The organism is Maribacter luteocoastalis (assembly GCF_048890225.1).
Taxonomy (GTDB): domain Bacteria; phylum Bacteroidota; class Bacteroidia; order Flavobacteriales; family Flavobacteriaceae; genus Maribacter; species Maribacter luteocoastalis.
In genome coordinates this window covers 499941-521783 of sequence record NZ_JBMFZG010000002.1, presented here as the reverse complement: position 1 = coordinate 521783, position 21843 = coordinate 499941, and the positions used below count along the sequence as shown (strand labels likewise).

The 21843-nt window shown below is 35.9% G+C and carries 24 protein-coding genes and 1 tRNA gene; 16 read left to right on the top strand and 9 right to left on the bottom strand.

Annotation, left to right across the window (positions count from 1 at the left end; genetic code table 11):
- Nucleotides 1–16 precede the first annotated feature (16 nt).
- The 3 genes from ACOCEA_RS06860 to ACOCEA_RS06850 are packed head-to-tail and all read left to right on the top strand — an operon-like array spanning nt 17 to nt 898.
- The gene (locus tag ACOCEA_RS06860) at nt 17–349 is read left to right on the top strand and encodes a YtxH domain-containing protein (protein ID WP_420755471.1); all 333 of its coding nucleotides are present in this window, start codon (nt 17–19) and stop codon (nt 347–349) included.
- Complete coding sequence (locus tag ACOCEA_RS06855) at nt 350–703, top strand: hypothetical protein (RefSeq protein WP_420755470.1); 354 nt, start codon at nt 350–352, stop codon at nt 701–703. It begins immediately after the preceding gene.
- Nucleotides 704–898 (top strand): hypothetical protein, encoded by a 195-nt coding sequence (locus tag ACOCEA_RS06850; protein WP_420755469.1) that lies wholly within the window; start codon nt 704–706, stop codon nt 896–898.
- 11 nt (nt 899–909) lie between these two features.
- On the opposite strand, the gene ACOCEA_RS06845 is transcribed toward ACOCEA_RS06850, so the two are convergent.
- From ACOCEA_RS06845 to ACOCEA_RS06835, 3 genes are all read right to left on the bottom strand, one after another.
- Nucleotides 910–1956 (bottom strand): helix-turn-helix transcriptional regulator, encoded by a 1047-nt coding sequence (locus ACOCEA_RS06845; protein WP_420755468.1) that lies wholly within the window; start codon nt 1954–1956, stop codon nt 910–912.
- Between the two features lie 176 nt (nt 1957–2132).
- The gene (locus ACOCEA_RS06840; protein WP_420755467.1) at nt 2133–2609 is read right to left on the bottom strand and encodes a Dps family protein; all 477 of its coding nucleotides are present in this window, start codon (nt 2607–2609) and stop codon (nt 2133–2135) included.
- Nucleotides 2610–2739: 130 nt separating this feature from the next.
- A complete protein-coding gene (locus ACOCEA_RS06835; protein WP_420755466.1) occupies nt 2740–3345 on the bottom strand; it encodes a DUF2652 domain-containing protein in 606 nt (201 codons plus the stop codon).
- Nucleotides 3346–3645: 300 nt separating this feature from the next.
- Between ACOCEA_RS06835 and ACOCEA_RS06830 the strand changes: the two genes are divergently transcribed.
- The 6 genes from ACOCEA_RS06830 to ACOCEA_RS06805 all read left to right on the top strand — a co-directional run bounded on the left by ACOCEA_RS06830 (nt 3646) and on the right by ACOCEA_RS06805 (nt 8291).
- The gene (locus ACOCEA_RS06830; RefSeq protein ID WP_420755465.1) at nt 3646–4527 is read left to right on the top strand and encodes a mechanosensitive ion channel family protein; all 882 of its coding nucleotides are present in this window, start codon (nt 3646–3648) and stop codon (nt 4525–4527) included.
- A gap of 131 nt (nt 4528–4658) precedes the next feature.
- Entirely contained in the window at nt 4659–5351 is a 693-nt protein-coding gene (locus ACOCEA_RS06825; RefSeq protein ID WP_420755464.1) for an SOS response-associated peptidase family protein, read from the top strand.
- A gap of 185 nt (nt 5352–5536) precedes the next feature.
- A complete protein-coding gene (locus ACOCEA_RS06820; RefSeq protein ID WP_420755463.1) occupies nt 5537–5698 on the top strand; it encodes a DUF1328 domain-containing protein in 162 nt (53 codons plus the stop codon).
- 52 nt (nt 5699–5750) lie between these two features.
- Nucleotides 5751–5933, top strand: a complete 183-nt coding sequence (locus ACOCEA_RS06815) for a hypothetical protein (RefSeq protein ID WP_420755462.1) — start codon at nt 5751–5753, stop codon at nt 5931–5933.
- A gap of 314 nt (nt 5934–6247) precedes the next feature.
- Nucleotides 6248–7672 carry a cardiolipin synthase gene (gene cls, locus ACOCEA_RS06810; RefSeq protein ID WP_420755461.1) on the top strand — a complete coding sequence of 475 codons (1425 nt, stop codon included), beginning with the start codon at nt 6248–6250 and terminating at the stop codon, nt 7670–7672.
- 52 nt (nt 7673–7724) lie between these two features.
- A complete protein-coding gene (locus tag ACOCEA_RS06805; protein ID WP_420755460.1) occupies nt 7725–8291 on the top strand; it encodes a M48 family metalloprotease in 567 nt (188 codons plus the stop codon).
- Between the two features lie 6 nt (nt 8292–8297).
- On the opposite strand, the gene ACOCEA_RS06800 is transcribed toward ACOCEA_RS06805, so the two are convergent.
- The 6 genes from ACOCEA_RS06800 to ACOCEA_RS06775 all read right to left on the bottom strand — a co-directional run bounded on the left by ACOCEA_RS06800 (nt 8298) and on the right by ACOCEA_RS06775 (nt 15592).
- A complete protein-coding gene (locus ACOCEA_RS06800; RefSeq protein WP_420755459.1) occupies nt 8298–9821 on the bottom strand; it encodes a GH3 family acyl-acid amido synthetase in 1524 nt (507 codons plus the stop codon).
- A gap of 97 nt (nt 9822–9918) precedes the next feature.
- Complete coding sequence (locus tag ACOCEA_RS06795) at nt 9919–10809, bottom strand: flavin reductase family protein (protein ID WP_420755458.1); 891 nt, start codon at nt 10807–10809, stop codon at nt 9919–9921.
- A 9-nt stretch (nt 10810–10818) separates the two neighbouring features.
- On the bottom strand, nt 10819–12054 hold the full coding sequence (gene fahA / locus ACOCEA_RS06790; RefSeq protein ID WP_420755457.1) for a fumarylacetoacetase: 1236 nt from the start codon (nt 12052–12054) through the stop codon (nt 10819–10821).
- Nucleotides 12055–12067: 13 nt separating this feature from the next.
- Entirely contained in the window at nt 12068–13228 is a 1161-nt protein-coding gene (locus ACOCEA_RS06785; RefSeq protein ID WP_420755456.1) for a homogentisate 1,2-dioxygenase, read from the bottom strand.
- A 63-nt stretch (nt 13229–13291) separates the two neighbouring features.
- Nucleotides 13292–14422, bottom strand: a complete 1131-nt coding sequence (hppD, locus tag ACOCEA_RS06780) for a 4-hydroxyphenylpyruvate dioxygenase (RefSeq protein ID WP_420755455.1) — start codon at nt 14420–14422, stop codon at nt 13292–13294.
- Nucleotides 14423–14485: 63 nt separating this feature from the next.
- Nucleotides 14486–15592, bottom strand: a complete 1107-nt coding sequence (locus ACOCEA_RS06775) for a pyridoxal phosphate-dependent aminotransferase (RefSeq protein ID WP_420755454.1) — start codon at nt 15590–15592, stop codon at nt 14486–14488.
- 124 nt (nt 15593–15716) lie between these two features.
- On the opposite strand from ACOCEA_RS06775, the gene ACOCEA_RS06770 reads away from it, so the two are divergent.
- The 7 genes from ACOCEA_RS06770 to ACOCEA_RS06740 all read left to right on the top strand — a co-directional run bounded on the left by ACOCEA_RS06770 (nt 15717) and on the right by ACOCEA_RS06740 (nt 21797).
- On the top strand, nt 15717–16184 hold the full coding sequence (locus ACOCEA_RS06770) for a MarR family winged helix-turn-helix transcriptional regulator (protein WP_420755453.1): 468 nt from the start codon (nt 15717–15719) through the stop codon (nt 16182–16184).
- Nucleotides 16185–16284: 100 nt separating this feature from the next.
- A tRNA-Arg gene (locus ACOCEA_RS06765) sits at nt 16285–16358 on the top strand.
- A gap of 1366 nt (nt 16359–17724) precedes the next feature.
- Nucleotides 17725–18804 (top strand): serine hydrolase domain-containing protein, encoded by a 1080-nt coding sequence (locus ACOCEA_RS06760; RefSeq protein WP_420755452.1) that lies wholly within the window; start codon nt 17725–17727, stop codon nt 18802–18804.
- A gap of 125 nt (nt 18805–18929) precedes the next feature.
- Nucleotides 18930–19445, top strand: coding sequence for a flavodoxin domain-containing protein (locus tag ACOCEA_RS06755; RefSeq protein WP_420755451.1), 516 nt, complete (start codon nt 18930–18932; stop codon nt 19443–19445).
- Between the two features lie 171 nt (nt 19446–19616).
- Nucleotides 19617–20192, top strand: coding sequence for a DUF4386 domain-containing protein (locus ACOCEA_RS06750; RefSeq protein WP_420755450.1), 576 nt, complete (start codon nt 19617–19619; stop codon nt 20190–20192).
- A 29-nt stretch (nt 20193–20221) separates the two neighbouring features.
- The gene (locus tag ACOCEA_RS06745; protein WP_420755449.1) at nt 20222–21199 is read left to right on the top strand and encodes a phytanoyl-CoA dioxygenase family protein; all 978 of its coding nucleotides are present in this window, start codon (nt 20222–20224) and stop codon (nt 21197–21199) included.
- Between the two features lie 298 nt (nt 21200–21497).
- Nucleotides 21498–21797 (top strand): hypothetical protein, encoded by a 300-nt coding sequence (locus ACOCEA_RS06740; RefSeq protein WP_420755448.1) that lies wholly within the window; start codon nt 21498–21500, stop codon nt 21795–21797.
- The last annotated feature ends 46 nt before the right edge of the window (nt 21798–21843 follow it).

Here is a 21843-nt window from a genome sequence, read left to right as displayed (position 1 = left end):
TTTAAAATCTATTTATATGAGTAATAATGGAAATACACTTTTAGCCGTAATAGCGGGATCAGCAATTGGTGCCGCGTTGGGAATATTATATGCGCCGGACAAGGGCGAGAATACAAGAAGAATGATAGCGGACAAGGCTGCAGAAACCAAAGACAATTTAGCCGCCAATGCCATTGATTTAAAAGACCGGGTAGCAAGTACCATAGCTGCCGAAAAAGACACTTTAGATACTAGGGTAGAATCTTTGGTTTCAGATGTGAGTTATAAAACTGAAGATGTGATTACCACTCTTGAGAAAAAATTAAGGGAACTTAAGGCCCAGAATAAAAAATTACAAAAAAGTTCATAGATGAGTATTATACAATCTCTTAATGAAACTTCTAACAAAGCGGTAGACGCAGGAGAGCAATTTTACACAAAGACGCAGCAATATTATAAGCTAAAGGTCTTTCATCAAATAGCTACAACTACCGGAATGTTCTGTAAAATGGCCATTCTGGGTAGTTTAGCATTTTTAGGATTGCTTTTTTTTACCGTTGCTGGGACCATCTATTTAAGTGAACTTCTTGGCAGTACTATTTTGGCCTGTTTACTAATTGGAATACTCTTTTTTGTTTTTGTTGCCATTCTATTTAAAATGCGAAAAAAGATTGACAATGTAGTTGTAAAGAAAATGTCTGTTAAATTTTTTAATCAATCATAGATGTACAGGAATTTTGAAGAAGTAGAGTATGATTTAAAAAAGTTAGACCTTGAACGTAAAATAGCGTTAGAAGAATTAAAAGGTCTTAAAGAAGATGTACGGGAAGATTTAAGTCCTATAAGTTGGGTAAGCACCATACTTTCTGCGGTAAAAAAGTATGGCATCCTTTATTTAATACGAAAAATACTTAGATAGTGACTGCTATGCTAAGTTGTCTCCATAGCCATTGGGCGTTTCACGTTGTTATGAAACTCACTTGGGCTTATGTTGTATTTATTCTTGAATATTTTTGAGAAATAACTTCTACTACTAAAACCAATAGAATATACCACCTGGGAAATATTCATATCTGTAGTACTTAGATAATCCCTAGCAGCCTCCAATCGTACATGACGTATGTATTCTGTAACCGTTCTCGTGTAAAGCAGTTTAAATCCCTCCTGTAATTTTGCTTGTGATAGACCAGATTCTTGGGATAATTTTTCCAACGTGTATTCTACAGCTACATTATTGGTGATTTTTTTCGCAAGTTCCCTAATAATTTTAAGTTCTCTGCGTAGCAAGGAAGTTTGTGGTAGGGTGTTTTTTCTTTCCCTTTCATGCTGGGCTATATGCATGGCTAAAATTTCATATACCAAACCTTCTATTTGCATTAGACGAATCATACCATTTTTGGTTCGCATATTTCTTAATGCGCCTATCTTATTTGCCAATTTTAAGTTATAGGACCCGTAAAAGGAAAAACGATTGTTATGATCCTTATCCATAAAAACCTCATACAGCTTTGCATTTAATGCCTCTACACCATTAAGCCTCTTTTTTAAGAATTTGATTCGGGAAATCTGTACAACATTAATAGCCAACTTAACACCTTTGTCAAAATAACCATAATTGTAACCATCGTCCTTACTGGTGATAATAACAGATTGAAACTGTTCCAAAACACGAACATCCTCTTTTGGCTGATTACCAAACCTATGTTTACAATACCCTTCTAAACAATAGGTGAAATGAATTGGATTGTACATAGACGTATCCATCACCAAGGTCAAGTCATCATGAAAGGTAATGTCATATTCCAACAGGCTAACACCCCAGTCAAAAGTTATAAATCGTATACTGCCTGTTGCGCGGTCATTATTTACAGTTAAGATATACTCTCCCCATCTTTGGGATATTTCTCCACCAATATGGTCCTGAATTTGACGCACTGTTCCTTCTGTAGTGCTTGCAGTAATTTGTATGGTAATCATATTTGATTTCTCAATTTTTGGAAACAATTATTTTAAAAAATCTACCGCCTAATATAGTGCAAATTTATACGTATATACGCAACATTAGTATTGAAAGACCATATCAAAAATTTCACTAACCATTAAAACCAAAAAAGACCCTAATATAGGGTCCTTTAAAATAGTAACTTACACTCTTATTTCTGTGAATCCTTTGTCCAAGCATCCAACATCCAACTTACTTTTTCTAGACTTCCAATGTAGCCTCCCATCAAATCTATAGTACCTTCATCACCAGCATCTTCAGCCTTGTTTACTACTTTGGTCATTTGTTTTAAAATTTCCTCATGGTTATCCAGTACACAACTCACCATATCTTGGTCAGAAATTAGCGAAGCCTTTTCGGCTATTGTTGCTTGTTTTGCATACGCTGAAAATCTATTTTCTGGATGGTGCCTTAAAGTCAATATTCTTTCTGCAATTTCATCAATCTTGATTCTTGCATCGGTATATAATTCCTCAAATTTTTCGTGAAGGTCAAAGAAGTTTTTACCCACAACGTTCCAATGAAAACCTCTTAGGTTTTGATAGTAAAGGTTATAGTTTGCCAACAAGATGTTTAACTCCTCTACAACAGGTTTTACCTTTTTTGAATTAATATCTAAATAGCTCATAACTATATTTTTTAATGTTCTTAATTAATTTCTATTCAAAATTACTGAACATAAAAAGCACCGCTTTGCTCTAAAAATATAGATGTTGACCCGTTTGAAAATTATGGTTCCAATTAATGAAAACCAACTATTAAATTTCTTGTAAAGGTTTTAAATTAATGTAGTGGTAATTAATTTTACCTACATGGTCATACTCAGTAAAATTTTGTTTTAAGTTACCCCAATCAAACTTATCATCTAGGCTATTTACCTTATAATAGTTGGTAAGTCCTTCACTAAGGAGTAGATATTCTTCCATCCTAATATCATTCTTTAAAAGGCGATGGGCAATAATCAAATCCTCACCAAATAGCTTAATCCTGTTTCCTACTTTAGTAAGAGCAACCTCCTCACCATAATGCAAAATAATTTTCAAGCCCAATACCTCAGGTATTAACACCGATTCTTCATCATCTTTATGTTTTTCCCTTAGAAGATTTAATTGCTTATAAAATTCATTATAAAAAAACACGCATTGGTCTATTAATTGATTTAGTGGAGGCATTTCCCCTGTCTTAAAAAAAAGCACGGCATCCCCTTCAATTTCAGAAACCTTAAGACCTATTTCATTGGAGTAGATAATGTTGTTAAGTAATGTTGGAATCACTTTAGAGCTTAGTTCAAAATTGGTTTCGCTCATAAATTCGGTAAACCCACTAATATCAGGAATACAAATCAAGGTTGGTGATGTTTTCATAAGGCTATTTAAAAATCAGGGGGAATTTAATGGTGCAATATAGCCCCCCTTTTTATAAAATTGATTCCAAAAAATTCAAATAATCCAAAAATTAATCTATCGTTACAGAATTGCCATATCGGTTAAGGATCAAACCGATACAGCAAAGATTTTATAGCGCTAGCTTATAAATTTGGGTAAACTTTAAAATTATTATGGTTGATGGTTGATTATGTGGAGGTACCTACATGGATATCCTTTAAAGAATAGCGTCTTTTCCTAAGACCGACTGCCTTCACCCAATCCTATAAAAAATTAAAAATGGACAAACAATTTTCAAATGCTTGGAATAAAATGGCAGAAAAATTAGCAGCATGGTTTGATGCTCTCATTGTAAATCTCCCAAACATTATTATAGCAATTGTTGTTTTTACCATGTCCGTTATGATATCTAGATACGTGAGCAAAGGTGTCGCTCGACTATTGGAAAAAACGAAGCTCCAGGCTTCCATGAAAAGTCTCATGGCCAAAATAGCCTCTATCATAATAGTACTTTTTGGAATATTCTTAGTCTTGGGAATCCTTAATCTGAGTAAAGCCTTAAATACAATTTTAGCCGGTGCAGGTGTAGTTGGCCTAGCCGTGGGATTGGCTCTACAGGGAGCATTGGCCAATACGTATTCTGGTATTGTACTATCTTACATAAAGCATATAAAGTTTGGGGATTGGATTGAGATTAATGGCTACGAGGGTGAAGTTGTAGATTTAGATCTGCGATCGGTAACACTAAAACAACCAGATAACAATCTTGTGTTTGTACCCAATAAACTTGTGGTGGAAAATCCTATTAAAAACTATTCTACCACCGCACAATCCAGGGTAATACTTAACTGTGGTGTTGGCTATGAATCCGACTTGGAATATGTACGTAATCTGGTCACTGAAACAATTTTAGAAAATTTTAAATCGGTAGAGAACAAAGAAGAGATTATTTTTCTGTATCAAGATTTCGGCGATAGCGCTATTAATTTTGAAACACGATTCTGGATAAACTCCACTTCGGCATTAGAAGTTGCCAAAGCCAAGACCAATGCTATGATTGCGGTTAAGAAAGCTTTTGGTAAAAACAATATTACTATTCCATTCCCAATTAGAACTTTAGATTTTCCCAAGGCCCTTCAAGTGGTTTCAGATGTGAAATAATGGAGTTTAATTGTGGCAAACAGAAACTTAAAAACAATACTAATGATATTATGTATTAGTATTTGTAATGCTTGCGCCAAAATGTATTGGTACTATTTGGTAATTTGGAAATAAAAAAGAAAAAGAGAAGGATGTATTTTAGAATATCAAATACCGCGACGAAGGAAATAATGGAGGAAACTACAAATGCCTCTTTTGAATATCCCAACTTATACCGACCACAAATTATCATCAATGGATTAAACGAGGTAACCATACCCATTATCACAATGGAGGCGCAATCCGAAATCTCCTTTGCGATATGGGGCCTATTACCAGAAAAGTATAAAGAGGATTGGACTGTTTTTCAAAACATAAGCAATACCTTAAATTTACATGAAGCGGCCATGAATTCTAATTTATGGTATGTAGATGCCTTAAAAAACCGTAGGAGTATTGTCCCCGTAACCGGATTTTTTACTTCCATTATTAAAAATGGGGCGAGCTTTCCTTATTATATTAGCCTTAAAAGCGACAAACCATTTTACCTTGCCAGCATTCATAATATTTTGGAAGATGGTTTTATCACTTGTTCTTTACTAGTTGGTGAACCAAATGTGTTTATTCGAAATTACCAAAATACGGTAGATTGTATGCCTATTTTACTGTCTGAGGATTTTAAGGAGGACTGGCTAAACAAAAACACTTCATTAGACAGGATAAAGCAAATTCTCAAAACACCAACTAAGGAACATTTACAAGCAAACCCAATTGCCAAGGAGTTATTTAACAAAGATATCTCATATGATAGCCTTTTATTACCCTATGAATATCCACATAATTAAAATTGGGAAAAGTACATAACATTATCTATTCAACTAATTGAAAATCAAAAAATTAAACTTAAATATCATATGGATCAAGAATCGTTTCGATACAACTAAGGAACCACCTTAAATAGCCGCATCTTTACATTGTTGAAAGAAAGGAACGCCCTTTTAGACAACTTAATCTTAAAAACAATCAAATTATGTTACGTTGGACAATCACATTTGTAGTATTAGCATTAATCGCCGGAGTTTTAGGTTTTGGAGGGATAGCTGCAGGAGCAGCAGGAATTGCAAAAATTCTTTTCTTCTTATTCATAGTACTCTTTATAATTTCACTGCTTAGAGGCAAAAAAGTATTCTAAACGTACCTTAATCTGAACAATAATTAATACTAACATTTAAAAATTTTAAAATATGAGAAAGTCACTATATATGTTTGCATTTACGCTAATGACAGTAGTATTTGCAATGAGTTGTAGGGAAGAAAAATCGACTGGGGAAAAAATTGAAGATGGAATAGAAGAGGTTGGAGACGGTATTGAAGAAGGTGCTGAAGAAGTAGAGGATGCCGTTGAGGATGCCACCGACGATAATTAATATTAAGTAGGTTCCCCTAAATTGAAAAAGAGAGCGCACATAGCGCTCTCTTTTTAGATTAATCTTCCTTTTACCATCGCCTGAAAACACATCTATAAGGCCGCCTTGCGAATCCACCCACAACTAATTGAAGAAGATTTTGTACTGTGGAGGTTCCACTTCCACTTACCCTAGAACCATCATTGACAAATAAATTACTTGGCATCGACCTTATACTTTTAACCCATATCCCACAAAGGTTATCCGTATACCTGTAAACACTATTATAGCACAATTAAATACAGTATATTGTTGGTGTAGCTAAAAATGATTTTATGAACACCTTACTTTGGATAACATACTTAATTACCACACTCTGGAGTATTGTAAATATTATATTTTATGGCTCTAGGGCAACGAAAATGATAAGTTGGTCCTTGGTCGTAATTGTTATACCGTTTGCAGGACCTCTATTGTATTATATGTTTGGCGTAAATAGGAGAAAATTTAAATTATTTAAACTTGCCCAGACGCAAAAAAGAAAATTATATTCTGAGACCTATAAAGAATTAAAAGAAGGTAATAAAAGTGTTCATAAATTTGATGATTACCGCAAAAACAAGCTAGCCTCCCTAATTCGTAAAAACAGTTATTTTGCACCTTATGATGGCAATGAAATTTCCCTTCTCAACGATGGTGAAACAGCTTTTAAAGCCATTTTTGATGCAATAGATAAAGCTGAAAGTTTTGTACACCTGCAATACTTTATATTGGAAGAAGGTAAACTATTGGACCGTTTTTTTGAACTATTCGAAAAAAAGATAAAAGAAGGTATTGAGATCCGATTATTATATGATGCCCTTGGCAGTAATTCCTTAAGGGGAAAAGTAGTAAAACGGTTCAAAGAAATTGGTGTTAAGGCCTATGCAACGATGCCATTTAAATTTGGGAATCTTTTATTTACACTAAACTACAGGAACCATAGAAAAATTGTGGTAGTGGATGGTAAGATTGGTTTTACGGGAGGTTTTAACGTTTCAGATAAATATATTAGGGCTATCTCTGATTTGGGGCTTTGGCAAGATTTACATTTAAGATTGGAAGGCCCAATTGTAAATAGTTTACAAAGGGTTTTTGTAAAAGATTTTCATTTCGCAAGTGGAGAAGAATTATTATTACAAGACACCTATTTTCCAAAGATCCCTGCCAACGGAAACAGTATAGCACAGGTAATCTCTAGCGGACCAGATTCCAAATACCCAGCTATAATGCAGCAGTATTTGGCCATGATCAATGTAGCCAAAGAGTGTATCTCTATAGCCAATCCCTATTTTATACCAGGTGCACCCGTACTAGAAGCATTGCGCATTGCCGCACTAAGCGGAGTTGAGGTAAATTTATTGATACCAAAAAAATCAGATTCGCTCATCGCCAAATATAGTATGTTCTCTAGTTTTGAGGCTTTGTTAGAGGCAGGTGTCAAAATTTATTTACGACCCGATTTTTCTCATAGCAAAGTAATTATAATTGATGGGGATTTAGCATCTGTAGGCTCAGGTAATTTTGATTACAGAAGTTTTGAGCACAATTTTGAAACCAATATTATTATTTATGACACCACTATAGTAAAGGATATAAATCTACTTTTTAGGGATCACTGTACCAAAGAAATTCAGCTCGAGTATGTAGCCTACAGGAACAGGTCTGTGTTTGAGAAATTTATGGAAGGATTATCAAAATTCTTTGGTCCATTACTATAAACAAAATACCAATTATTTGAACCTATTAAACATCATATCCATAATAATTTGCATGACTTTAAGCGCACAACATACTATACCAAAAGAAATAGAAAATGAGGCCCTAGTAGCATTATCCCATTATCCTGAGCTAAAAGATACCCCTATTGAGTTTAAGTTTAAACCTAATATTAAGAAATCTACTATGCAGGCACAACCTGAATTTACCAGTGTTTTTAATAGTAAGAAAAATAGGAGGTATAAAATATTGATAAGTGAGCAGATAAAAATTGCGGATTCTACCTATTATACCAAGAATATACCCGCCGAAATAATGATAGGTTGGTTAGGACATGAATTAGGCCATATTATGGATTATCAAAATAGAAACGGACTCAACCTTATTGGTTTTGGAATTCAATATTTAGCCTCAAAACGCTATATAAAGGAGGCAGAACGTCGTGCGGACGCATTTGCGGTAAGACATGGTATGGAAAAGTATATTTTGGCAACAAAAGAGTTTATATTGGAAAAAGCGGGCTTATCGGAAAAGTATATTGATCGAATTAAAAAATTCTATCTATCACCAGAGGAAATCATGAAATTGGTAGAAGAACGTGATACTATTTCAGAAGCTTGAGAAAATTTAATTTTGCTTGGCTACAAAGTCTTCCCATTCAGCAAATTTCTCTTCACACATTACCCTTTCCATTTTTACTTGACCGCCTTTCTTTTTATTGTTGTCGTTCCAATTATAGAACACATCTGGCTCCACTAAAAAAACTTTTACACCCTGTAAGGCTTTTGAACGTGCCACTTTATAATTTTTGTTGGCATCTTTTAGGGCTTCATCAAGTTTTTTAGCAATTTCCTTGACATCCACCGTACTTTCTGAGGCCAAATACCATGTATGGTAAAAGCCATCCTCGTATTTTTTTGCACATAAGGTATATTCTGGTATCTCTAGATCAAATGCATTCTCTACCTGTTGCAATGCATCATCTAGTTTATTTACCGATAATTGCGAACCAACGGTATTTAAGAAGAATTTTGTGCGTCCTGTAATTTTAATCTCGGCACGCTCCACATCGGTAAACTCAATAGTATCGCCTATTAGATAACGCCATGTTCCACTTACCGTACTTATAATCAAGACATAGTTAACGCCTTTCTCTACTTCACCCAAAGTAAGTGATGGTGCGTCTTGTGCCAAAGAACCATCTTCCAAAATATAATCTGGTTCAAAGGGTACAAATTCAAAATAGATACCATTATCCGTTACCAGCTTCATAGCATCGGTCTCTGGCCTGTTTTGAAATGCCATAAACCCTTCAGAGGCCAAATACGTATCTATCACCGAAACAGGTTTGCCCATTAAGGAATTGAAACTTTTTTCATAAGGTCCAAAAGCTACACCCCCAGAAGTATACACGGTTAAATTGGGCCAAATTTCATGTATATTATTTAGGTCATGCCCCTTTATAACTTCTTTCAACATAAGTTCTATCCATGAAGGAATACCACTTAAGGCACCTATATCCCAATTGGGTGCTTCCTCAACTATTTTTGCGACACGTTGATCCCAATCGTCAATTTTAGCAATTTCCTTCCCAGGCTTATAATAACCGCTAAACCATGATGGGATATTGCTGGCACTTATTCCACTTATTTCACCTTCTAAATGATCATTATGCTCCTCTAAATCTGTAGAACTCCCCAACATTAATATCCCTTTTTCAAAAAAATCTGAAGAAAAATCAAAATTGGACAGTGCCAACACCTGTTTAATACCGGCACCTCGAATAGATTGTACCATGGCATCGGTTACAGGGATACGTTTACTGGTTTTCCCCGTTGTTCCAGAACTTAATGCAAAATAGTCGGGATTGCCAGGCCAAGTAACATCTGATGTGCCATCATGTAATTTATGCCACCATTTTTTATTGATTTGGTTATAATCGAAGTAGGGAACATTCTTGGCAAACGACCCTGCGGTATTTTCATTTTCCAGAATCCCTGAAAAATCATATTCTTTTCCAAATTGGGTATCCTTGGCGGTTTCCAATAGCTGCAGCAAGACTTCTTGTTGCTCTTCTACTGGATTGCTTTCACTTGTTATAACTTCTGATGCATCAATGATGCCCTTAATAATACTTCCTAATATGGCCATGGTATTTTATTTTCTGATACAAAATTAGAAATACCACTAGATTACCTTCGCTCAAATGAAGAATTGATTAACCTATTTGGAAAATAGTTGTTAGAAGTTACTCCAACAGATATAAAAGTGCCAGCGCATTTTCGGCTTCACCGTTATCCAGCCATTTTTTTGCCAATGCATGTATTTTTTGAACATCCATCGCTACCTCTACCAATGGTTTTACTTCAGGATTTTCTGCAATTCTGTGAAGTTGTTCTTGTGTCGGCAACCGTTCCAAATTTCCCAACCGGCCCAAGTTATTGCCAGTAAGAACAATACTGTTTTGAACTCCTTGTGGCAATTGGTCCACCCCTATACCCTTATTACGTATGGGTTTCGGAATTTCAAAAAGGGAGTCACCACTAGACCTGGTATACCAACTTCCCCCCATACGACCTACGAGGTCCAGTTTATGAGTATCTAATTTACCTTCAACATCCAAGAACTCATTATTTATGTGCATGAGTTCCACTTTTGCCAAAATAAGATTTCCAGCACCAGGTGTATTTGCCAATTCTATAATTTCCATTACGGAACATTCAAAAGAAACAGGGGCCTCTGCTACTCTTGGCGGTTTTATTTTCTCACTCGAAACTTCGGTAAAACCAGCTTTCACAAATTCGTTTATCCCTTTTTCATATGCAGTACTTGCCAATGACATCTGCTCTACCATTGGATAGTTCACAATGTTTATCGATACTTCTGGCACCTCAACTATATTCTGATGGGTGTGTTTCAAAGACCCATCCCTACCACTGCGTGATGGGGAAAATATAAGTACTGGCGGATTTGAGCTGAACACGTTAAAAAAACTAAACGGACTCAAGTTTACATTTCCCATTTTATCTACTGTACTGGCAAAACAAATAGGTCTAGGCGCCACTGCAGTTAATAAATACCCGTGCAATTCTGGCTGGGAAATAGTCTTAGGATCAATGGTAAGTATCTTTTTAGTCATCTTGTTTGTTTATTTCGCCGGTAATATTTTTCCAGAAACCTCCCCAAAACCAACCCTGATACCCTCTTTTTCCGCAAAACCACGCATAATTACGGTATCATTATCAGATATAAAGGTACGCGTTGTACCATCTTTTAAGGTTACGGGTTTACTTCCTGCCCAAGAAATCTCCAACATAGAACCATATGAACTTTCATCCTTCCCAGAGATTGTCCCAGAAGCCATAACATCACCCACGTTCACATTACAACCATTTACTGTATGGTGTGTTAATTGCTGCGCCATGTTCCAATACATATATTTAAAATTGGATTTGCTCACAATTTCTTCATCGCTACCCTCCGGCATAAGCCCAACTTCTAGATGAATATCATAGTTCCTTTCACCCGAATATTGTAAATACGGCAGTACTTTTGGCTCTTGCGATGGGCCCTTAACCTTAAAAGGTTCCAGAGCTTCCACGGTTACAACCCAGGGTGAAATGCTAGACGCAAAGTTTTTTCCTAAAAACGGACCTAAGGGCACATATTCCCATTTTTGTATATCACGGGCAGACCAATCATTAAAAAGTACCAGACCAAAAATATAATCATCAGCCTTATCAACAGGGATACTAGCTCCTAAATCCGTGTTATTGCCCACAATAAAACCCATTTCCAATTCAAAATCCAATCGTGCCGAAGGTCTAAAAATAGGTGTGGTGGCATCCTTTGGCATCACTTGCCCTTTTGGTCTATGAATAGGTGTGCCGCTTATTACGATAGAAGAAGCCCTACCATGGTACCCTACGGGAATATGTTTCCAGTTAGGCAACAAGGCATTCTTTGGATCACGGAACATTTTACCTACATTGGTAGCGTGTTCAATGCTGCTATAGAAATCTGTATAATCGCCTATTTGAACAGGTAAATGCATGGTAGCTTCTCGTTGTAAAACAAAAACTTCTGGTTTGTCTTTTAAGGGTGAACTAGCATCAATCAACAATTGCTGCACATCCAAACGGAGCTTATTTGTTGTTTTTTTACCAAGAGCTATAAACGCATTCAACGTGCTTTGTTCAAAATAGGTAGCACTCACATCTAACAAACCTAAATGGGCCACTGCCGCTACATCCAATATCTGCTCCCCAATGGCAATACCAGCTTTTGGCGAATTACCATCAGTTGAAAAAATACCAAAAGGCAAATTATATATTGTAAAATCTGAAGTACTGGGTACCTCTACCCAAGTCTGTAATTTAGTCATGTATTTATATAATTTAATGATCTAACCAAGATTTATAATAATCCCCATCATCTATTTTTAAAGCATTTTCGGTTACCTGAAGTGGTCTAAACGTATCTATCATCACCGCCAATTCCTCAGAGCTTTTCTGGCCAATACTACGCTCTACAGCACCAGGGTGCGGACCATGTGGTATGCCTGCAGGATGTAAGGATATATTACCAGGTGCCACCCCGTTCCTACTCATAAAATCGCCATCTACATAATACAACACCTCATCAGAATCTATGTTGGAGTGGTTGTAAGGTGCCGGAATGGACTGTGGGTGATAATCATATAAACGTGGACAGAACGAACAGATCACAAAGGCCGAAGTCTCAAATGTCTGGTGCACTGGTGGCGGTTGATGAACCCTACCAGTGATAGGTTCAAAATTATGGATAGAAAATCCGTATGGGAAATTATAACCGTCCCATCCAACAACATCAAAAGGGTGGCCTACATAAACCATTTCGTGAATAACACCTTGTTTTTTCACCTTGATCAAATGTTCATCAATGTCTATGAACGTTTCTAGGTTCTGAGGCAATTTATAATCGCGCTCACAAAATGGGGAATGTTCCAATAATTGTCCAAACCAATTTCTGTAGCGTTTTGGGGTGTAAATAGGTGAAAAGGATTCCGCATAAAAAATGCGATTTTCCTCCGTATCAAAATCTATCTGATAAATAGTGCCTCTTGGTATTATAAGGTAATCACCATACTCAAAGGGTATTTGTCCAAAAATGGTCCTCAGGGTACCACTACCCTTATGAATGAACAACATTTCATCGGCATCGGTATTCTTGTAAAAATATGTAGTGACCGATTTTCTAGGCGCCGCTACCCCAATATGCACATCGGCATTAACCAATAAGGGTTCCCTAGATTCTAAAAAATCATCTTTTGGAGCTGTATTAAAACTGATGAGTTTTAGGGAACGGATATTCTTTTCCAAGGCAATTTTTGGGGAAACATCGGTACTCTTTAAAATCTCCTTTACCATGGTAGGCCTGTTGTAATGGTACATTAAAGATGACATACCATCAAAGCCTATGGTCCCAAATAACTGCTCTGAGTATAATTCCCCATTAGACTTCCTAAATTGGGTGTGCCGTTTTTGAGGTATAGTTCCTTGTTTGTGATAAATAGGCATGCTCTAAAGTTTAAGTTGTTACTTCTAAAGTTACGCTAATCCTAACTGGATTACTTCCTCGATTTATAAAGTTCCCCTAAGTTCTTGTTCGCGTTCAATAGCTTCAAATAAGGCCTTAAAGTTTCCCTTTCCAAATGATGTTGCTCCCTTGCGTTGTATAATCTCAAAAAACATGGTTGGTCTTGCCTGTACTGTTTTAGTAAAAATCTGCAATAGGTACCCCTCATCATCACGATCTACCAAGATACCTAGTTTGCGTAACGCATCTATATCCTCATCTATCTTGCCAACCCTATCGGCTAGCACATCGTAATAGGTCGTAGGAACAGTCAAGAACTCAACACCGCGGTTCTTTAAATCGGTCACTGTTTTTACGATATTATCCGTAGCAACCGCAATATGCTGAACGCCTTCCCCTTCATAGAACTCCAAATATTCATCTACTTGCGACTTTTTCTTACCCGGAGCCGGTTCGTTAATAGGGAATTTAATACGACCATTACCGTTGCTCATCACCTTACTCATTAATGCAGTGAATTCTGTGCTTATATCTTTATCATCAAAAGACATAATTTGTTTAAAACCCATTACCTTTTCGTAAAAATCTACCCAATAGTTCATTTTTCCCTCATTGACATTCCCTACCATATGGTCAACAAATTTTAACCCTGTAGATACAGGCTTATAGTCCGATTCCCACTCTTTATATCCCGGTAAAAAGACACCATTATAATCTTTACGTTCTACAAAAATGTGTACTACCTCACCATACGTGTGAATTCCAGAACGTACAACTTTACCATTGTCATCTTCCTCTAATGTTGGTTTCATAAAGGGTTGAGCACCACGCTTTACGGCCTCCTCATAGGCATAGGTGGCATCATCTACCCAGAGTGCAGTTACCTTAACACCGTCACCATGCTTATCTATGTGCTTGCCTACTTGCGTTCCACTTTTTAATGGGGAGGTCAGTACCAATCTTATTTTATCCTGGGCTACTACATAAGATTCAAATTCCCGACTTCCAGTTTCCAAGCCTTTGTAAGCCAAAGACCTAAAACCAAAGGCAGTTTTGTAATAATGCGCCGCTTGTTTAGAGTTGCTCACATATAGTTCTAAGTAATCCGTCCCATTGATAGGCATGAAATCGGCTGTTTCCCGTTGTGTTTCTGCAATTACTGTTGAAGTTGACATACTTTTTATTATTAAAATTATATAATTGTTGTTAATGCAACATTTGTATTAAAAAAATAGAATCTATACGCTTATTGCCATACTTTTTAAAAGTGCTTCCAAGGATAACAACAAAGCCTTATTTGCAGCTCTGGTACCAAAAGAAATACGCACTTTACCTAAAGCTCCAAAATTACCTACCGATCTAACCATGATACCGCGTTGTTCTAGGAAAAGTACAAATTCTGCATCTGGCACTGGTGGATCTATCAATACAAAATTACCCTGTGTGGGCCAATATTTTATGCCCAGGGCATCTAAACCATGCAATACATATTTACGTTCCGTTTTAATCAATTGTACAGTTTGGTCAACAAAATAGGTATCCTCCAAGGCGGCAATAGCACCTTCCAACGCTAATGTTGACAAAAGAAAAGGTTTACAAATTTTTCTAATGTAATTACTGATATGTAATGGGGCATAGCAATACCCTACTCTTAAGCCAGCCAAACCGTAGGTTTTTGAAAAACTGTTAATAGCAATAACATTTTTCCCCTCTAGGATAAAAGAAAGGCCAGAGGTATAATCCTCCGCTTCGGCAAAATGACGATACACTTCATCCAAAACTACAATCACATTTTCTGGTACTTGTTCCAAGAACCATTGTAAATCTTTGCGTGGAATATAATTTCCGGAGGGATTATTGGGCGATGCTAAAAAAATAATTTTAGTTTCATTGCCAATGGCATTAAGAATACCTTCCAAATCATAGTCATAATCTATGGTCATAGGAACGTTGATGGCTTTGGCACCCATCCATCTGGTAAAGGCTGAATATGGTAAAAAACAAGGCTGACTTACTATAACCTCATCACCATCGTTTAAAAAAGCCTTGGAAATAATATCTATAATTTCAGAGCCACTGTTGGCCGTTATAAAATGATCTATTGTCAACATAGCATCAAAATCCTTAACTAAAGCCTCCCTTAAACGAATGTCTGTATTATCTGGATATTGACTTAAATCGTTTAATGCTGCTGCTAATGCCATTTTAACTCTTGGTGAATAACCCAACGGATTTTCATTAGAAGAAAGTTTGTGTACCTCAATACCATTAGGCATAGTTATTTTCTTGCCACCACCTTTATAGGTGCTATCTTCAAGTATGTATTGTTTAAAAGGTAAGCCCATCTATTTCAACAATTAAAATCCTAGGTAATATTTAGTGTAAATATACTCAATTTTTTGTACTTTGTTGCATTAACAACAATTTTAACGATTATCTCCCTTATTTTTGGGGAGAACTATTTAAGTTATGGACAGGACGGAGGGATTTGGTGTATATATAGACCGAACATTAAAGAAGGTACAGAGTACATTTTTACAAGTTTTTGCTGAGAACGATATTGACCTTACCATTGAGCAATGGGTAATATTACAACGGGTTCACCTTGAGGGTAAGGATGCCTCACAGGCAGATATTGCCAAATCTAACTTTAGAAACCGTGCTACCACTTCTAGGGTCATTAGTGGGTTATGCAAAAAAGGCTACTTGAAGAAATCTAGATTCAGGGACGATCAAAAGCGTTATAAGTTAATAATGACCGAAAATGGAAAAGCCTTAATGGACAAGGTAATGCCTTTTATACAAGATTTAAGAAAAGCCAGTACAAAGGGAATTCCCGATGCCTCTTTTGAAATTTTTTATGAAGTTTTAGACCAACTTTATGAGAATTTTGACCAGTATGATAGCAGTCAAACCAGAATTGAACCAAATACCTAAAGATATTTGTATCTTTTAATGCATTTTGGTTTTACAACTTTGTATTTTTTACTAAGTTTGCACCCACATTTAAAAAAACGTTCTTTTTTAAATGCAAAATGGTCGCGTAGCTCAGCTGGATAGAGCATCTGCCTTCTAAGCAGACGGTCAGAGGTTCGAATCCTCTCGCGATCACGAATAAATCAATAAAATATTGAAAACGAAGCAAGCTAAAAAACATAGCTTGCTTTTGTTTTTTAGGAGTGTGGAGTTTTCCTTTTGTTGATTTTCAACGCGGAGCGTTATTGGAAAGGTGAAGCCAATCCTCTCGCGATCACGAATAAATCAATAAAATATTGAAAACGAAGCAAGCTAAAAAACATAGCTTGCTTTTGTTTTTTAGGAGTGTGAAGTTTTCCTTTTGTTGATTTTCAACGCGGAGCGTTATTGGAAAGGTGAAGCCAATCCTCTCGCGATCACGAATAAATCAATAAAATATTGAAAACGAAGCAAGCTAAAAAACATAGCTTGCTTTTGTTTTTTAGGAGTGTGAAGTTTTCCTTTTGTTGATTTTCAACGCGGAGCGTTATTGGAAAGGTGAAGCCAATCCTCTCGCGATCACGAATGAACCACAAAATAGTGGAATATAAGCGGGCTTCAATAAAGTAGCTCGCTTTTTTATTGAAGTCTAGCGTGATTGTTCCTTTTTTGGTTCTCAGCACGGAGTGCTGTAAGGATATGCACTCCTCTCGCGATCACTTAACAAAAACTTAATTAGCTTATTATTAGCTTTTTAAGTCTTTTTTGTTTTTATTTCTATATGGTGTTTGTAATGCTAGTTTATTGTATTTTCTTTGTTAGCCCAAGGAACATATTCGTTACCAATAGTTCTACGGCAATTTGCCATTATATTTTAAAATTTTAAGAAGTGAAAGTTCGATATACCAATTAGCTAGAAAAACGACCTCAGCTCTAACCATTGGACTAAGGTTAAAAATATCCTGTCTTTTCTTAGAATTTGAGTGAACTAAACAGTTACGGACATATACAATCATTTTTGGCCCATCAGTTATCTTAATCTGTTTTATTAACTTGTTCAATTCAGAATATTCATCAGGAATAGCAAAGTCCCATAAAAATTGCTTTTAAATGAGATAAAATCAAAATTTTCGGATAATCGAAAACCCTGATAAACTATGGATTCTTTTGAAGTAAAAAATCATTTTTTCTTCCCATCCCCTATTTTTAGATACCCATACATGTCTCTCTAAAAAATAACTTCCCTTAGATCTCTAGTGGTATAGGAATACGCTATAGGCGTTTAAAATAATATCCGTAGGCAGTAATAAAATTCAGGATAAGGCAAAAAATATTGACCTAATGAACTGGTAAACAAACCATTTCAAGCGAAAGAAGTTATATTTTGAGATGACCTATATCATATTAAATGGAAAAATATACCAGTACATTGTTTCAGATCAATTTAGATGTTTTAAAATAATAAATGATTTGCAAGAACTGCTTTAGAGTAAGAAGTAGATTATGGCCATACTTGGCAATCATGCTGTTATTATCTTGCTGTACAGCTACTGAAATTGTCTATCATAATTTTTCCAGTGTAACAGACCATAAGCTATTTCCAAATAGAGAATTAATCGCAAGTGAATCTACGTACCATTTTACCAATGGTTTGGATGCTACTAGAGTTCCAAAAAGAATCAATTATAGCGACAAAATAAATATACCTCTTGATGGGTTTTTAGAATCCAACAAAACAGCCGCCTTTTTGATAATCAAGAAAGACACCTTGATTATGGAGAACTATTATAACGGGTATAACGAGTCTTCCATTTTACTATCATTTTCCATGTCAAAATCCTTCTTTTCCATATTGATCGGTTGTGCCATTGAAGACGGCTACATAAAATCTGTTGAACAGTCTGTCACGGATTTTGTGCCGGAATTGAAAAAAAATGGTTTTAAAAGGGTAACTATTGAGCATTTACTACAAATGACTTCTGGAATGGCGTATACCGAAACTGACACTCCGTTTTCCAATCTTCCCAGATTCTATTACGGAAAAAATCTAAAAAAGAGGCTTTTTAAGTTACGATTGAAGGAGAAACCCGGTTCAAGGTTCCAATATAATAGTGGAGAATCACAGCTACTAGGTTTAATTCTAGAAAGGGCATTAAAGACCCAAACGATAACAGAATATATGCAGGATAAAATATGGGAGCCTCTTGGAATGGAATATAGCGGTCTGTGGAGCTTGGATCGTGCAGATCATGGCTTGGAAAAAGTATTTTGTTGTTTAGGGGCAACCGCAAGGGATTTTGCCAAATTCGGACGACTTTACCTGCATAAGGGCAATTGGAATGGAGAACAGCTTGTACCTAGGCATTGGGTAGAACAATCCACTAAAATAGATTCTACAGAAGGAAGTGCTTGGAATTATCAATATCAATGGCAGCTGGTATCGAAAGAAAATGGAGATTATCTGGCATCGGGCCATCATGGGCAGTACCTATATGTGCACCCTAAAAGACGATTGATTATTGTCCGTTTAGGAGAAAAGAAAGGAGTGGGCAAAAAAACATGGATAGAAATATTCGTCAATCTCTCAAAGGAAATATCCTGAGACAATAGCTGCCAATGCTACATGATTGGTCCAGTAATTAGAAAAAGTGCGGCATGGCTAAACGGAATGGATTATATAAAGTATAATAGAAACGAATGATGTTAAACAGCTAAACAATATGTTTTATGAAAGGTGCAATATTCTTCTCAAGCAAGTATGGCAGCACAGCACAATATGCCCATTGGATCGGTGAAGCGACCGGTTTACCAGTATTTGATATTAAAGACTCCAACGAGGATCCCTCAAAGTACGACTTTTTGATCCTAGGTAGCGCGTTAATATTTTACAGGTTAATAATCCGAAAATGGGTGAAAGCGAATTTGGTGGACCTTATGGATAGGTCAAAAATCCTTTTTACAGTTTCCGGAGCGGGGGCTGGGGCTAAACTCAATCGGTGGATCGCTGCTTCCCTACCGGAAACCTTGTTGTCAAAAATGGATCATGTGGTGCTTCGTGGCAGAATGGATCCAACTAAACTTAATTGGACACTAAGGCAAATTATGAGAATCGGGGCACTTCTAAATCCTGATCCCCAAGCCAGTAAAGAAGAGCGGGAAGGATTTGACTATGTGGACAAAGCCAGTATTGAACCCATAATTAAATTGATTCAACGGTATCAAGCAATTAAGGAGACAACTTAATACATGTCATGTATACTTAAGTAACCTCAGCTGCTGCTGACCTAGGATGCTATACTTTGGTTAGCAAAGCCTCAAGCCACAAGAAATTTGACCCGTCCTGAATAAAGGCTTCATAATGGTAATCAGTTTGGTATAGCAATGAAATAATCTAATTAAAGAACAGAAACCAATATGAAAAATTTCATCACTAACCTTTCAGCCAGTAAAGCCGCTATGACCATAGGGATTGCATTTATAACCTCGATTTTATTCGTAACCTTAGTTGATGATTTTATTCTATCCAATTTCATAGTCCCTGGAGATACAACAGCTTTAGCCAGAGATATTGAGGCTAGTGGGCAGCAATTAGGTTTTGCTATTGTTGGTTATCTAATTGTACTTGTCCTTGATTCTATTATTGGCCTCGCACTTTATATAGTACTTAAAACAGCTAACAAAAATCTTGCGTTGCTTACGGCAGTTCTCAGGTTACTTTATGCTCTTACGTTGATAATTGGATTGATTGCCCTGGCATTTCAAATTATCGATGTTTACGACTACGCATCCATAAAACTCTTAGGGTACCTATTTTTTGCCCTTCACATCCTTACACTTGGCTATTCGGTCCTCAAGACAGAATTTATACCGAAAAGCCTTGGTATTTTGTTAATGGTAGCCTCTTTTACCTATATCGTATTTTTTGTAGATTTTCATCGTACGATTTTATTATATTCCCTTAAAACCTTTAAAAGGTCACTATTTACATAACTACTAGTACCTAATAGAATCTTACACTAATGAAAGCTGAAGGAAAAATTGGAATATATTTCTTAAAAGAAATTTGGGACTATTATCACGGTTTAAAGTATTCCAAAAAGGAACTTCAGAATGTTGAATGGAAATACATAAACGGTGTTTTCAATACCTTAGGAATTGGTATTGAACCAACAGTAAAATATCTCATGAATTTTTCGAAAAACTTTGATGATTTCGAGGCTTGGATTGAACAAAACGGAAAATTTTCCCAAAACGCCATCAACTATTTTAATTTAATTATTAATAGAGAATTAAATGAAGATGATAAAACCGTTGAAAAAGTTTTTAGCGAGCAAGATTTGGAGCATTGGAATAAAGAAGGGTATGTAGTTTTAAAAGATGTTATTTCGAAAGAAGATTGTGAGAATACCGTTGATTTCATTTGCAATAAAATTGGAGTAAATTTAAATGACAAGACTACGTGGTATAATTCCCATCCGTTAAAAAAGGGAATAATGGTTCAACTTTTCCATTCTGAAATACTTGATAAAAATAGATATTCAAAAAAGATTAGAAATGCCTTTGAACAATTATGGGACAATAAGAGATTATTGGTTAGTATGGATAGGGTTAGCTTTAATCCTCCCGAAACGAACACTTATAAATTTCAGGGTCCAAATTTACATTGGGATGTTAGTTTAAAACAGCCTATTCCTTATGGAATGCAGGGTTTATTATACTTGACCGATACAAAAAAGAACCAAGGGGCCTTTACAGTAATCCCCGGATTCCATAACTTAATTGATAGTTGGTTAAAAACATTAAAAGTAGACCCACGATCCGTAAATCTACTGGACTTCTTTAATGAAAACCCAATATCTGCCAATGCCGGAGACTTTATAATTTGGAATCATTCTTTACCACATGGAAGTAGGCCTAACCATTCGACTTTACCAAGAATTGTTCAGTACATAAATTATCAGCCAATTGATTTAGAATATCAATCAGAATGGATATAAAATGGTATAAGTATAAATAATAGAGTATCTAGTTAAAGCAGTCTTATGCCACTTTGCTCCAAAGCACTCACTTCCCTAAAAAATATATTTCAACAAACCACGAAACCAAATTGCCCACAATGCATTATTAAAACCAGAATCTAACTTTCCGCACTACCCAGATAATCTATTAATTTTCAATGAGATAGAAATATCAATATATTATAGTAAGCATCCAAATTTCAAAATCTAAATTGAAGTATTTTATAGAAAAGGTTGATATAATTAGGTTTTTAAGAAAATAGCTTAAATTGCGAATATGGAGAATTCGATTATCACAGTAGATCCAATTTTAAATAAAAAGACCCAAAAAAAGCATGAAGATTGTTTTACCGTGTGTCTTTTAGGGGATGGGATAGCCTCCATCCAAATTGACGATAACATCTTTAGGAACGCGGCAAATTCTATCTATTTTTTACACCCTAAGCATTATTGGGAAATTATAAATGAAGATATACAGGCGCCGAGTGGATACATACTATATTTAACTCCAGAAATTTTGAACAATCCGGTGTTGAGCAAACTTCATATCAATGAGGTTCGATTGTTCTCTGGGTAGGAGATTCCAAAAATTAATTTGGCCCCTGGCATAGAAAAACGTGTAT